This is a genomic window from Rhodococcus sp. PvR099, assembly GCF_017833315.1.
GTDB classification, from domain to species: Bacteria; Actinomycetota; Actinomycetes; order Mycobacteriales; family Mycobacteriaceae; genus Rhodococcus_G; species Rhodococcus_G oryzae.
Genome location: NZ_JAFIBV010000001.1, coordinates 4,978,883 through 4,991,249 on the forward strand (window position 1 = coordinate 4,978,883; position 12,367 = coordinate 4,991,249).

The 12,367-nt window shown below is 69.9% G+C and carries 12 protein-coding genes; 8 read left to right on the top strand and 4 right to left on the bottom strand.

Annotation, left to right across the window (positions count from 1 at the left end; translation table 11 throughout):
• Positions 1 to 15: 15 nt before the first annotated feature.
• The 3 genes from JOE46_RS23165 to JOE46_RS27025 all read left to right on the top strand — a co-directional run bounded on the left by JOE46_RS23165 (position 16) and on the right by JOE46_RS27025 (position 3,998).
• Positions 16 to 678, top strand: a complete 663-nt coding sequence (locus JOE46_RS23165) for a response regulator transcription factor (RefSeq protein WP_097210277.1) — start codon at positions 16 to 18, stop codon at positions 676 to 678.
• Between the two features lie 29 nt (positions 679 to 707).
• Positions 708 to 1,997 carry a HAMP domain-containing sensor histidine kinase gene (locus JOE46_RS23170; protein WP_097210278.1) on the top strand — a complete coding sequence of 430 codons (1,290 nt, stop codon included), beginning with the start codon at positions 708 to 710 and terminating at the stop codon, positions 1,995 to 1,997.
• 192 nt (positions 1,998 to 2,189) lie between these two features.
• Positions 2,190 to 3,998: a glycoside hydrolase gene (locus JOE46_RS27025; protein WP_209928626.1), complete on the top strand. Its 1,809-nt coding sequence runs from the start codon at positions 2,190 to 2,192 to the stop codon at positions 3,996 to 3,998.
• Between the two features lie 25 nt (positions 3,999 to 4,023).
• Here JOE46_RS27025 and JOE46_RS23180 read toward each other — a convergent pair whose 3' ends face one another.
• Positions 4,024 to 5,943, bottom strand: a complete 1,920-nt coding sequence (locus JOE46_RS23180; RefSeq protein WP_209928628.1) for an acyl-CoA dehydrogenase — start codon at positions 5,941 to 5,943, stop codon at positions 4,024 to 4,026.
• A 149-nt stretch (positions 5,944 to 6,092) separates the two neighbouring features.
• On the opposite strand from JOE46_RS23180, the gene JOE46_RS23185 reads away from it, so the two are divergent.
• Positions 6,093 to 7,070: a DUF389 domain-containing protein gene (locus JOE46_RS23185; RefSeq protein WP_097210280.1), complete on the top strand. Its 978-nt coding sequence runs from the start codon at positions 6,093 to 6,095 to the stop codon at positions 7,068 to 7,070.
• A gap of 4 nt (positions 7,071 to 7,074) precedes the next feature.
• On the opposite strand, the gene fahA is transcribed toward JOE46_RS23185, so the two are convergent.
• Genes fahA through JOE46_RS23200 form a run of 3 tightly spaced genes read right to left on the bottom strand, consistent with a single transcriptional unit; the run spans position 7,075 to position 10,345 of the window.
• A complete protein-coding gene (fahA, locus tag JOE46_RS23190; RefSeq protein ID WP_097210281.1) occupies positions 7,075 to 8,280 on the bottom strand; it encodes a fumarylacetoacetase in 1,206 nt (401 codons plus the stop codon).
• The gene (locus JOE46_RS23195; protein WP_097210282.1) at positions 8,277 to 9,155 is read right to left on the bottom strand and encodes a hypothetical protein; all 879 of its coding nucleotides are present in this window, start codon (positions 9,153 to 9,155) and stop codon (positions 8,277 to 8,279) included. The genes fahA and JOE46_RS23195 overlap by 4 nt, the downstream gene beginning before the upstream one ends.
• On the bottom strand, positions 9,152 to 10,345 hold the full coding sequence (locus JOE46_RS23200) for a homogentisate 1,2-dioxygenase (protein ID WP_097210283.1): 1,194 nt from the start codon (positions 10,343 to 10,345) through the stop codon (positions 9,152 to 9,154). The genes JOE46_RS23195 and JOE46_RS23200 overlap by 4 nt, the downstream gene beginning before the upstream one ends.
• A gap of 128 nt (positions 10,346 to 10,473) precedes the next feature.
• Here JOE46_RS23200 and JOE46_RS23205 point away from each other — a divergent pair, with 128 nt between their 5' ends.
• The 4 genes from JOE46_RS23205 (at position 10,474) to JOE46_RS23220 (ending at position 12,247) form a co-directional block, all read left to right on the top strand.
• Entirely contained in the window at positions 10,474 to 10,899 is a 426-nt protein-coding gene (locus tag JOE46_RS23205) for a helix-turn-helix domain-containing protein (RefSeq protein ID WP_077040672.1), read from the top strand.
• A gap of 93 nt (positions 10,900 to 10,992) precedes the next feature.
• The gene (gene trxA / locus JOE46_RS23210) at positions 10,993 to 11,322 is read left to right on the top strand and encodes a thioredoxin (protein WP_097210284.1); all 330 of its coding nucleotides are present in this window, start codon (positions 10,993 to 10,995) and stop codon (positions 11,320 to 11,322) included.
• Between the two features lie 20 nt (positions 11,323 to 11,342).
• Positions 11,343 to 11,879 (top strand): hypothetical protein, encoded by a 537-nt coding sequence (locus JOE46_RS23215; protein WP_307861326.1) that lies wholly within the window; start codon positions 11,343 to 11,345, stop codon positions 11,877 to 11,879.
• A 26-nt stretch (positions 11,880 to 11,905) separates the two neighbouring features.
• Complete coding sequence (locus JOE46_RS23220) at positions 11,906 to 12,247, top strand: hypothetical protein (RefSeq protein ID WP_245221151.1); 342 nt, start codon at positions 11,906 to 11,908, stop codon at positions 12,245 to 12,247.
• Positions 12,248 to 12,367 lie beyond the last annotated feature (120 nt).

Genomic DNA, 12,367 nt, shown 5'->3' on the forward strand with positions numbered 1-12,367 from the left:
GGGCACGATGGGGAGATGATCCTTGTCGTCGACGACGATCCCTCGGTGCGGGAGGCCGTCGTGACCGCGCTCGAACTCGATGGACACGAGGTGCGGTCGGTGGGCGACGGGAGCGCGGCGCTGGCGGCGATCGCGCAGGACACCTTTGCGGCGATGGTGCTCGACGTCATGATGCCGGGTGTCGACGGGCTGTCGGTGTGCCGGCTGCTGCGGGGGCAGGGCGATCGGATCCCGATCCTGGTGCTGACGGCCCGCTCCGAGGTGGGCGACAGGATCGCCGGGCTCGACGCCGGCGCGGACGACTACCTGCCGAAGCCCTTCGACATCGATGAACTGGCGGCCAGGGTGCGGGCGCTGCTGCGCCGGGCGGCGCCCCCCGAGGCGGTGGAATTCGGGGACCTCACGATCGACCCGGAGACCCGGCGCGGTGTCCGTTCGGGTCGGAGCATCGAATTCACGCAGACCGAGTTCGCGCTGCTCGAGCTGCTGCTGGCCAATGCAGGTCAGACGCTGACGCGGGAGGTCATCACCGACCGGGTCTGGGGGCACGACTTCGGACCCCAGTCCAATTCGCTGGCCGTCTACGTCAGCTATCTCCGCACGAAGCTGGAATCGGGCGGCGAGCCGCGCATCATCCAGACCGTCCGCGGCCTCGGCTATCGGTTGGCGCCGCCGTGAGGCGGGGCCGCCTGCCCATCCGGACGCGCATGGCGATCGTCACGTCGCTCGCCGTGGCGGCGGTGGTGCTCGCCTGCGCGGCCGGGGCCTACTGGATCTCCTCCCGCGAGGTGTACCGGAGCCTGGATCTCGGACTGATCCGGGAGGCGACCGCGCTGCAGCTGCAACTGCACGCGGGCAAGGACCTGGGCGATGGGACCGAATGCGCGACGCTCGCCTCGCCTGCGTGCTTCGAGGTGCTCGAGACCGTGGACGAGCGGCCCGTCGTGCTGCCGGAACCGGAGGGCGTCGACGCCGTCATCAGAGGCGAGTCGGATCCATTCCTGACGAACATCGATCTCGTTGGCCTTCCCGGTCGGATGTACGTGACCCCGCTGCTGGACGGCGGTGCGCTGTTGGTCGCCGTCCGCGCCGATCAGCAATTCCGGGCGCTGGACCGGATCGCCAGGTTCCTTGCGTTGCTGTGCGGCGTCGGCATCGTGATCAGCGCTGCGCTCGGCTACGCGGTGGCGCGCTACACGCTCCGGCCGGTCGCCCGACTCTCCCGCGAGGCGCAGTGGGTCGCGAAGGAACGCGACCCGAGTCGGGAGATCGTCGTGGACGGCTCCGACGAACTGGCGCAGCTCGGCGAATCGATCAACACCATGCTGCGGGCCCTCGACGACGCTCTCCGCGCGCAGCGTCAGCTCGTCTCCGACGCCTCGCACGAGCTGAGGACACCGTTGACTGGGATCATCGCGAACGCCGAACTGCTGGCGAGAGGCGACGGGTTGACCGACGAGCAGCAGACAAGGGTGCGGGCGGCGCTGGCACGCAGCACCGCGGACATGCGCACGCTGATCGACGACATCGTCGACCTCGCACAGGGATCCGAACCGGATATCGCGGCCGAGGACGTGGCGTTCGACGACGTCGTGGCGGAGGTCGTCGAGGCCGCCCGCGCGCACTGGCCGGAGATCGACTTCCGGGTTTCGGTCAGCGCGCACACCGTGCACGGAACCCGCGCGCGGCTGGCGAAGCTCGTCTCGAACCTGGTCGACAACGCGGCCAAGTTCAGCGCGGCAGGCGGCGCGGTCGACATCGCCCTTGCGGAGGGCGTCCTCACGGTGCGCGATCACGGCCCCGGCATCGACGAGGCGGACCTGGGTCTGGTCTTCGAGCGCTTCTACCGATCGGCGCGCTCGAGGGGCACCGCGGGGTCCGGGCTCGGTCTCGCCATGGCGCAGCAGATCGCCCGAGCACACGGGGCGATGATCACCGCGGCAAACGCATCCGACGGCGGTGCGCTCTTCGCGGTGCGGTTGCCACCCTCCCGGTGAGCCCGTCTGCCGCTCGGCGGGCTGCTCTGATCTTTCTCTAACGTTCGGCGCCTACTTTCGCTGATCATGAGAGCACTGAAATCGACTCGAGCTGTCGCCACGGCAACGGTGGGCGCCGTGGCATTGGCGCTCGCGGCAACGGGATGTTCTGCAGGGCAGTCTGATTCGGCGATACGCGTGGACGGGAGCTCGGTGATCGTGCCGATTGCGGGCGGTGAGGCGCGGGTTGACGTGAACGACCTGACCGTTCGCGGCCCCGTCGAGCTGTCCGCCGCCGCTGCGACGGACCTGGGAGCACCAGGGAAGATCTCGGTGGACGCCGACCGCGCGCACTGGTCGTATCCCGAACGCGGTCTCGACGTCACGGCGAGCGTGCGGGACGGTCGGCTCGTCGTCGACATGACCGGCGGCGGCGATCAGGAGCTGGCGTGGCCGGTGACGGGCGCGGGTGCGCGGGACCTGCAGTTGCCGCGGGGTGAGGGGCTGAGCATCCCGGTCGACGACGTCTTCTGGAACGACCCCGACACCGGCCTGGTCGGGGAGGAGGGCGAACGGCTGCAGGACCTGACCATGCCGTTCTGGGGATACAGCGCAGGCGCGCTCGGTGCGAGCTACCTGGTCCCGACCGACATCGGCACCACCCTCGGGTTCAGCTCGGTCGATGGCCGGCTGCGCGGCACGTCCGTGCACGAGTTCAGTGAGGCCAGGGGCACCGGCACGTACACCGTGGCACTGTCGGTCACCGACGGATCGCCGGTGGCAGCGGCGAAGGACTACCGCGCGCTGCTGCTGCAGCAGGGCGGCCTGCGCACCCTGAAGGAGAAGATCGCCGAGAACCCGGACACCGAGAAGCTCGTCGGCGCCTTCCACGCCTACCTGTGGGGCGACGGCCGCACCCCCGAGTCGATGCGCAGGCTCGAGGAGCTCGGCCTCTCGAGAATGTGGCTGGGCTACGACTCGGACGAGCAGCCGATGAGCAGAGAGGCCGTCGAGACGGCAACGGCCGCGGGCTATCTCGTCGGCCCGTACGACACCTTCGGCAACGCGCAGGACCCGGCGGGCGAGGTCGACAATCCGTCGTCCCGATGGCCCGACGGGGTATGGCCGGGGGACTGCGTCGTCGACGAGAACGGCGAGCGGGTGGGCGGATTCGGCGGCAGGGGCTGCTACCTGAGCTCGCAGGCGCTGGCCGCGCGTCCGGACCTGTTTGCGAGTCGGGTCGCCGCAAAGGTGGACAACGGTGCGAACAGCTATTTCCTCGACGTCGATGCGACGGGTGAGGTGTTCGACGACCACAGCCCCGATCATCGGATGACCCAGTCCGGGGACCGGCAGAACCGCCTCGATCGCATGGGGGTGATCGGCGAGGACCTGGTGCTGGGATCGGAGACGGTCGGGTCGTGGGCCAACGGCGTCGTGGCTTTCAGTCACGGCTCGAGCACCCCGGTGCTGAACGACCTCTGGAAGGTGGAACGGGACAAGGCGACGTGGGGTGCGTACTGGGGGAAGAACGGACCGGCGGCCTTCTTCAAGCCGGTCGAGTTGCCGGCGAAGCTGCGAACCGGGATGTTCGACCCGAAGTACCGTGTGCCGCTGTACGAGACGGTGCTGCACGATTCGGTGGTCAGCACGGATCGGTGGGAGCTCTCCTTCAACAAGCTGCCGTCCGAGCAGACCACCCGCGCGCTGCTCGCGATGCTCTACAACACGCCGTTGAACTACGCGCTGAACGCACAGACCATCGCGGAGGAGGGTCCGCGGATGGCGACCATGCAGAAGTTCTTCGCCACCATCCAGGAGGCCGCCGGAACCGAGCCGATGACCGACTTCCGCCGGCTGACCGAGGATCGCACGGTGCAGCGCACCACCTTTGGCGACGGAACGCTCGAGGTCACGGCGAACTTCGGCGACCGCGCTTTCGAGGATGCCGACCTCGGCGCGGTGCAGCCGGGCTGCGTGGCCGCATCGATCGGCGGCGAGGTGACGACGCTGTGTCCGTGACGAGACGCCGCGGGCGGGCCGCCGATCAGCCGCCCAGCATCGCCGCGCCGAGCGTGGACTCCGGCACCGCGAACCCCTCGATCAGGGTCAGGGCGTGCGGGCGCAGGGTCCGACAGCGTTCGTTGACGCCGCGGGTCACCGCCTTCGCGCGCTCGACGGACAGGTGCCGGTGCTCCATGAACCAGGCCTTGTCGTCCTCGATGACCGTGAGCGCGTACAGGTCACACAGGTCACCGAGCAGGTCGGCGGCCTCCTCGTCCTCGCACGAGTCGATGCCCGCGACGAACGCCTCCAGCACCACCCGGTCGATGTGCGCCTCGGCCGCGCGCAGCACATGGTCCTGCACGGAGTTGAAGGCGTCGAACGGGTCGTCCTCGCGCTTCTGCGCGCCCTGCAGCCGCCGGGCCGCCGTGGACAGCAGGTATTCCTCGCGATCCTCGAACATCTTCAGCTGCGTGCCCCGGTTGAACAGGCTGCCGTCCTCCTCGTTGTCCTGCCGGGTGTCGAGGATGGTCTGGATGATCTGCTGGGCCGCGGTGCGCTTCTTGACCACGTCGGAGACGGTGGTGGCGGCGAAGCGCATCCAGTCGACGGGACTCATGCCGCGCACCTCGTCGGCATACGCGGTGAGCAGCTCCTTCGCGACCAGCTGGGTGAGCACGTGGTTGTCGCCCTCGAAGGTGGTGAACACGTCGGTGTCGGCCTTGAGCGCGACGAGCCGGTTCTCGGTGAGATACCCGGCGCCGCCGCAGGCCTCGCGGCATTCCTGGATAGCGCGGGTGGCGTGCCAGGTGTTTGCGGCCTTGAGCCCGGCGGCCCTTGCCTCCAGCTCGCGCTGCTCCTGCGGGTCCACCTCGTCCGCGGTCTGGATGTCGTGCAGCCGGGTCACCAGCTGGTTCTGCGCGAAGTGCAGGGCGTAGGACTTCGCGATCAGCGGCAGCAGCCGGCGCTGGTGTACCAGGTAGTCCATGATGAGGACCTCGTCATCATTCTTGGGCTTGTCGAACTGCCTGCGCTGCAACGCGTATCGGGTCGCGATGCTCAGCGCCACCCGGGCGGCGGCGCCCGCGGCCCCGCCGACGGTGACGCGGCCGCGGATCAGGGTGCCCACCATGGTGAAGAAGCGCCGGTTCGGGTTCTCGATCGGGGAGGAGTACGTCCCGTCCTCAGCCACGTCGGCGTATTTGTTGAGCAGGTTCTCCCGCGGCACCCGCACCTGGTCGAAGACGATCCGGCCGTTGTCGACCCCGGGCAGACCGCCCTTGTGGCCGCAGTCGGAGGTGGTGACCCCCGGCAGGTCGGCGCCGTCCTCGCCGCGGATCGGCACCACGAAGCAGTGCACGCCCCGTGACGTCGCCTCCTCGCCCGGTGCCGCGGTGATCAACTGGGCGAATACCGCTGCCATCCGGGCGTGTTGGGCCGCGCCGCCGATGTAGTCCTTGCGGGACGACGGTGTGGGGGAGTCGATCACGAATTCCTGCGTGGCCGGGTCGTAGGTCGCGGTGGTCTCCAGTGCCTGGACGTCGCTGCCGTGGCCGGTCTCGGTCATCGCGAAGCAGCCGAGCAGGTCGAGATCGATCAGCGGCTTGACGTAGGCCGCGTGATGGCGTGCGGTGCCCAGGTTCTCGATGGCGCCGCCGAACAGACCCCACTGGACGCCCGCCTTGACCATCAGCGAGAGGTCCGACATGGCGAGCATCTCGATGCTCGTCACCGCGGCGCCGACGTCGCCGGTACCGCCGTGCGCGGCCGCGAAGCCGTTGGCCGCGTAGCCGGATTCGGCGAGAATCCGCATCTGCTCGAGCGCCGTGGCCCTGGCGGCCTTGAGGTCGGGGGTGAAGTGCGGGGCGAATTCCTCGCGGGTCAGGTCCACCCGGACCTTCTCGCGCACCTCCCGCCACTGCCCGTCGAGTGTGGTCCGCAGGTGGTCCGCTGTGGTGGCCATGAGTCCGACGGTAGCGCAGCGATGGCCGCCGTGCGCCGGCGTCGCGGCGCGTTCCGGCGCGCGGGTCGACGGTGCCGCTCGGAGGGTGCCCACAGTCCTATGCTGACCTCGCCAGGTCAGGGTCGAGATGCCGATGCGCGAGGACGACGATGATCACGCTGATACCCGACAACCAACGCCGCACCCTCGACGAGCTCGGCGATCGCCTGGACCTCGAGGTCGGCGATGTCACCGCGAAACGGTCGGCCTACTGGCTGATGTTGCTGCTGTCCGCGACGATCGCCGTCGCAGGCGTGATCAGCGACTCCACCGCCACCGTCATCGGAGCGATGATCGTGGCCCCGCTCTCGACGCCGATCCTGGGCATCGGGCTCGGCATCGTCACCGCGCGGGCCGGGGCGGTGGGCCGGAGCCTGCTGTACGTCCTCGTCAGTGCCATCGCCGTCGTCGCGCTCGGCGCGTTGATCGCGCAGCTTCTCCCGAATCCCACCAATGTGCTGACCAATTCGCAGGTGACCGGGCGGACCTCGCCGACCCTGATGGATCTGCTGGCCGCGATCGCGACCGGGTTCGCCGGATCGATCGCCATCGCCCGGCGCGACGTCGGTGACGTGCTCCCCGGCGTGGCGATCGCGATCTCGCTCGTGCCGCCGCTGGGAGTGGTCGGGGTCTGCCTCGGGTCGGGGGCGCCGTCCCTCGCCGCCGGGGCGCTGGTGCTGTTCCTGTCGAACATGCTGGCCCTCGTCACCGCCTGCACGATGGTCCTCATGCTCGCGGGCTACGCGCGTGATGCGGCCGAAACCCCCGGGACGGTTCGGCGCACTCGCGCCTACCTCGCCATCGCCGCGGCGTCCGTCGTCGTGGCCGTCCCGATGGTGCTCAATTCGCTCTCGAGTCTCTGGGCGAGCCAGGTGCGCGATGCCACGGAGCAGTGGCTCAGCGGGACCCCGTCCGCCGAGGTCGGCACGGTCACGGTCCAGTCGGACACCGTCCTCGTCGATGTCACGAGCCCGGCCGACCTACCACCGATCGACGACCTCCAAGCCTCGGTGGACGAGATCGTCCCCTGGAATCCGGCCGTGGTGGTGCAACACACCGTCGGTCAACGAGTCGAGGGCGACGGGTAGCGGTTCACCTCCTGCGCGGCACCGCGGGCAGGATCGTCCCGGTCACCGCGCCGAGCCCGAACCGTCCGCCTGCGGGGGAGGGCGCGGTGGCCGCGATGGTCACCACGTCGCCGTCCTCGAGGAAGGCGCGGGTGCTGCCGTCGGCCAGGGTGATCGGTGCCCGGCCCGCGTCGGTCAGCTCGATCAGCGACCCGACCTGGTCGCGTCCGGGCCCGGAGACGGTCCCCGAGGCGAACAGGTCACCGGTGCGCAGGCGGGCGCCGTTGGCGGTCAGGTGCGCCAACATCTGTGCGGGCGACCAGTACATCCCGCGGTAGCGGGGCCGGGAGACGACCTGCCCGTTCAGCTGGACCTCGAAATCGATGTCCAGGCCCCAGTTCTCGGTGTCGCGCAGGTATTCGAGCGGCTCCGGGTGCTGCGGCCCGATGGGCAGCCGGGCTGCCTCCAGCGCGGCCAGGGGTACCACCCACGGCGAGATCGAGGTGGCGAAGGACTTGCCGAGGAAGGGGCCGAGCGGCACGTACTCCCAGGACTGCAGGTCGCGGGCGGACCAGTCGTTGAGCAGGACGACGCCGAAGACGTGATCGGCGAAGTCCGCTGTCCGGATGCAAGTTCCGAGATCGCTCGGGGTACCGACCACGAAAGCCAGCTCGACCTCGATGTCGAGCCTGCGGGTCGGACCGTCGGTTGGCGACGACTCGTCCGGGGCCTTGCGCTGGCCGGTCGGCCGCACGATGGCGGTGCCGGACGGTACGACCGTGCCGGCGCGGCCGTGATAGCCGATCGGCAGGTGCTTCCAGTTCGGCGGTAGCGGCGGCTCGCCGGGACGGAACATCCGGCCCAGGTTGGTGGCGTGCTGCTCGGACGCGTAGAAGTCCACATAATCGGCGACGTCGAACGGCAGGTGCATCTGCACCTCGGACAGCGGGTGCAGATACGGCCGGATCCGCTGCCGGTTCGCCGGGTCCGTCACCAGCGCGGTGATCTCGGCGCGTACCTCCGCCCAGCGGGCGCGACCGAGGGCGAGGAAGGCGTTGAGGGTGGTCGACCGCAGCGCGGCCTCGTCGATGACGGAGGTGAGGTCGAGCACCTGGTCGTCGATCGCGACGCCGATGTGCCGGTGCAGGGCGCCGGTGGAGAACACGCCGTACGGGAGTTCAGCCCCGCTTGCGACTGCTTGCAGGTCGCTCGAAACAACACCGTCGGTCATTCCTGGGCCCCTCCCAGTCCGAAAGTGGCAGGGCCGCCGCCCGATCGGGTGGGCGCGAGGCCGAGCCGGACCGCCTCGAGCATCGGGGTCTCGGTGTCGCACGACCCGAAACAGGTCAGCACCGCCCGGGCAGGCACCGGGTCGTGCAGCGCGCGGGCGACCCCGCGCAGCCGGTCCCGGTCCTCGTCGGCCAGCATCGCGGCGGTCGCCGCGGCCGATCCGGATCGCGCGGCGTCCGCGGCCAGCACCAGGTTGAGGAACCCGTGATGGGTGAGGCCGGTCGCCGGGTCGATCTGCCGGATCGCGTGGTGCAGCCCGGCCGTGGCCTTGGCGGGCACCCCCGCGCCCGCGGCCGCGACCAGCGCGACGGCCAGCGCGGCCGGCGTCGGGAACAGTTCGGCGTCGGTCCCGCCGCAGCGCAGCTTCACCCCGAGCGGCGCCCCGTCTCCGGCCCGGCGCTCGGCCAGCGCGGAGATCACCCCGGCGGTGTCGGCGAACGTCGCTGGCTCCACGAACAAGGGCACCGCCGCTTTCGCGCCCCCGGCGGCATCGATCAACGCAGCCAGGTCCCCGTGTCCCGCCATCAGCCTCGACTCGATGCCCACCAGCTCGGTGCAGGGGGAGTGGTGTAGTGCCGCAAGGGCATCCGCGAGTACCGGCACGTCCGCGGTGATCAGCACCGCGAACCGGTCGTCGGCATCGAGGTGGCCGAGCAGCTCGGGGATCCGCGACGCGGGGCACACGAACCGGTGCGTGAGCATCGGTTGACCGGACGCGAGGTCGCGGCGGTGGCGGGTCACCGCCGCCGCCATGTCGAGCCCGGCGGGTTCGAACAGGCCTGCGTCGTCGACCAGGTGCGCGAGTAGGGCGGTCATGACGACGGCCCCCGACCCGACCAGGACCAGGCATACGAGGGATCCTCGACCGCCAGCCCGCCCTCGCCCAGCGCGAGCGGCCGGAACGTGTCGACCATGACGGCGAGCTCGTCGAAATACTCGGCGCCGATGCTGGCCTCGGCCGCCCCCGGCTGCGGTCCGTGCGCGATTCCCCCGGGGTGCAAGGAGATCGAGCCGCGACCGATGCCAGAGCCCTTGCGCGCCTCGTAGTCGCCGTCGACGTAGAACATGACCTCGTCGGAGTCCACGTTGGAGTGGTAGTACGGCACCGGGATGGCGAGCGGGTGATAGTCGACCTTACGCGGCACGAAGTTACAGATCACGAACCCCGCTCCCTCGAACACCTGATGGGCGGGCGGGGGCTGGTGCACCCGTCCGGTGATCGGTTCGAAATCGGCGACGTTGAAGGTGTACGGGTAGAGGCAGCCGTCCCACCCGACCACATCGAACGGGTGGGTGGGGCAGACCAGGCGGGTGCCGACCAGCCCGGTGTTGCCGCGGTGCTTGACCAGCACCTCGACGTCGGTGCCGTCGCGCAGCAGCGGCTCGGTCGGTGCGTGCAGGTCGCGTTCGCAATAGGGTGAGTGCTCGAGCAGCTGTCCGAATCGTGACAGGTAGCGGTGGACGGGCCCGATGTGGCTGCTCGATTCGATCGCGTACGCGCACAACGGTTCACCGGGGTTCGGCAGCCACCGATGGGTGGTGCCGCGCGGGAGCAGGACGTAATCGCCGCGGTGGGCGCCGAACGCTCCGAACACGGTCTCGACGGTGGCGGATCCGGACTCGACGAAGACGCACTCGTCGCCGACGGCGTTCCGGTACAGGGGCGAATCCTGCTGCGCCGCGACGTAGGAGATCCGGACGTCGTCGTTGCCGAGCACTAGCCGTCGACCGGTCACGGGGTCGGTGTCCCCCGGGCTCCGCGCCAGCTCGTGGAGCTTGAGGTGCCGCGACCGGAGGGGGTGATTGGGCGTCAGCGACTGGTCGGGGAGTTCCCATGCCGTCGAGTCGACGATCGCCGAGGGGGTGCCGAGGTGGTACAGCAGCGCGGAGTCGGAGGAGAAGCCCTCCTCGCCCATGAGTTCCTCGCGATAGAGGTCGCCGCCGGGCGCGCGGAATTGCGTGTGTCGCTTCGGTGGCACCTGGCCGACCTGGCGGTAGAAGGGCATGGCGTTCCTCCCGGCGTCGCGCTTCGGACCGCCCCCTCGGCCCCGTGATGTGATGCGGATCACATCAGTCGCCACTATATCGCCGCTGGCCTGGCAGATAGCTAAGTCCTGGGTCTAGACTCAGCACTGTGACGTGCACCCTCTCCGAAACCCTCGCCGTGGTCGGCGAGCGGTGGGCCCTGCTGATCGTGCGCGAGGTCGCGCTCGGCCTCCGCCGCTTCGACGAGCTCCGGGCCGCCACCGGCGCGCCGCGCGGGGTGCTGTCGGACCGCCTGCAGCGGCTCATCGCCGCGGGCGTGCTGGCCACCAGGGACTACCGGGTCCCGGGCAGCCGGGCCAGGCAGGAGTACGTCCTCACCGATGCGGGGCTGGACCTGCTGCCGGTGCTGGCCGCGTTCTCCGACTGGGGGGAGAAGCACCTCGCCGACGGCGGGGTGCCCGAGGTGGTCTACCGGCACACGGGCTGCGGCGGCCGGGTGACCGCGCGCCTGGTGTGTGAATGCGGCGGGGACGCGGACGTGCACGACCGAGTCATCGCCCAGGTCAACCGCTGAGTTCGACGCTCGACCCCGCAGCAGATATCGAGACAGCAAGTACCGAGTCAGCACGTACCGAGTTCAGCAAGTACCGAGACAAAGGAGTGCTCCATGTCCCTGGCCACCACCACCGATGCCGCCTTCGCCGCCGACGTGCTCTCGTCCGAGACGCCAGTCCTCGTCGAGTTCACCGCGAGCTGGTGCCCGCCGTGCAAGATGGTCGCGCCGGTCCTCGAGCAGATCGCCGACGAGGAGGCCGGTCGCCTCGCCGTCATCGCCTTGGATGTCGACGAGAATCCCGGGATCGCCAGGGAGTATCAGGTGATGAGCATGCCGACCATGGCCTTGTTCATCGGCGGAGACGTGGTCACGACGATGGTCGGCGCCAAGCCCCGCGCGGCGATCATGCGGGCGCTGGAACCGCATCTGCCTGCCGCCTGACCCCGCGCTGATCGCCGAGTGTGCACCTGCCGGCGCTCGCTCTCGGGCGATGCGCCGGCAGGTGCACACTCGGAAAGGGCAGGCGCCTCACCCGACGCGCGCTGGCGGCGATCGCCGCCGGGGTGGTCCTGCTCGGCCTTCTCGGCTGGGGTTCGTACACGATCTGGGCGGACCACCAGCAGGAGCAGGCCAGGATGGAGGCCCTCGACGCGGGTCGGCGATTCGCCACCGACCTGGCGACGTACAGCTTCGAGAACCTCGACAACAGCCTGTCCGTGGTCCGGGGGAACTCGGTGGGCGAGTTCGCCGGGCAGTACACGCAGGTGGCGTCGAACCTCAAGGACATGATCGTGCAGTACAAGGCCACCTCGTCGGCCGAGATCATCGCGGCCGGACTCGCGGAGACCGGCCCTGACAGTGCGGAGGTGGTCGTGTTCCTCGACCAGACCGTCACCAATTCCAACTCGCAGGAACCGTGGGTGGACCGAAACCGCATGCAGCTCTCCCTCGTCCGCGACGGCGGCGAGTGGAAGTTCGCCAACGTCCAGTTGCTCTAGCCCCATCCACACACCCAGGAGGACAGATGAGTCGCAGAAAGCGCAGGGCAGCACAGGCTCTGGTGGCAGGAAGGGAGCCGAAGAACCCGGTCGTCATCCGGGCCCGCAGCGCGGACAGCATTCCCGCGCGGGTGCTCGGTGTGGCCCTGGCGGGCACCGGTGCTGCGCACTTCACCGCACCACGCGCCTTCGACGGGCTGACCGCGAAGGCCTTCCCCCGCGAGACGCGGCAGTGGACCTACCGCAACGGCGCGACGGAGCTGCTGCTCGGACTGGCGATCGTCTACCGCCGGACCCGGGTCCTCGGCTCGGTCGGCCTGTTCGCCTACACCGCCTGGCTCTGCGGTCAGCTGGCCCGCCGCCGCTGAGCCGTGGCCGCCGAGTGTGCATCTGCTGGGGCATCGGCCGAGTGGGAGTGTCGGGAGGCGCACACTCGGCGGGCGTTTTAGGGTGAACGGGACCGGAGTGCACACCTCATTGGAGGCTCG

Excerpts from the sequence above, each read along its gene's own strand:
- JOE46_RS23165 (WP_097210277.1), top strand. The coding sequence starts at position 16 with ATGATCCTTGTCGTCGACGACGATCCCTCGGTGCGGGAGGCCGTCGTG.
- JOE46_RS23170 (WP_097210278.1), top strand. The coding sequence starts at position 708 with ATGGCGATCGTCACGTCGCTCGCCGTGGCGGCGGTGGTGCTCGCCTGC.
- JOE46_RS23180 (WP_209928628.1), bottom strand. The coding sequence starts at position 5,943 with ATGGCCACCACAGCGGACCACCTGCGGACCACACTCGACGGGCAGTGG.
- JOE46_RS23185 (WP_097210280.1), top strand. The coding sequence starts at position 6,093 with ATGATCACGCTGATACCCGACAACCAACGCCGCACCCTCGACGAGCTC.
- fahA (WP_097210281.1), bottom strand. The coding sequence starts at position 8,280 with ATGACCGACGGTGTTGTTTCGAGCGACCTGCAAGCAGTCGCAAGCGGG.
- JOE46_RS23195 (WP_097210282.1), bottom strand. The coding sequence starts at position 9,155 with ATGACCGCCCTACTCGCGCACCTGGTCGACGACGCAGGCCTGTTCGAA.
- JOE46_RS23200 (WP_097210283.1), bottom strand. The coding sequence starts at position 10,345 with ATGCCCTTCTACCGCCAGGTCGGCCAGGTGCCACCGAAGCGACACACG.
- trxA (WP_097210284.1), top strand. The coding sequence starts at position 10,993 with ATGTCCCTGGCCACCACCACCGATGCCGCCTTCGCCGCCGACGTGCTC.
- JOE46_RS23220 (WP_245221151.1), top strand. The coding sequence starts at position 11,906 with ATGAGTCGCAGAAAGCGCAGGGCAGCACAGGCTCTGGTGGCAGGAAGG.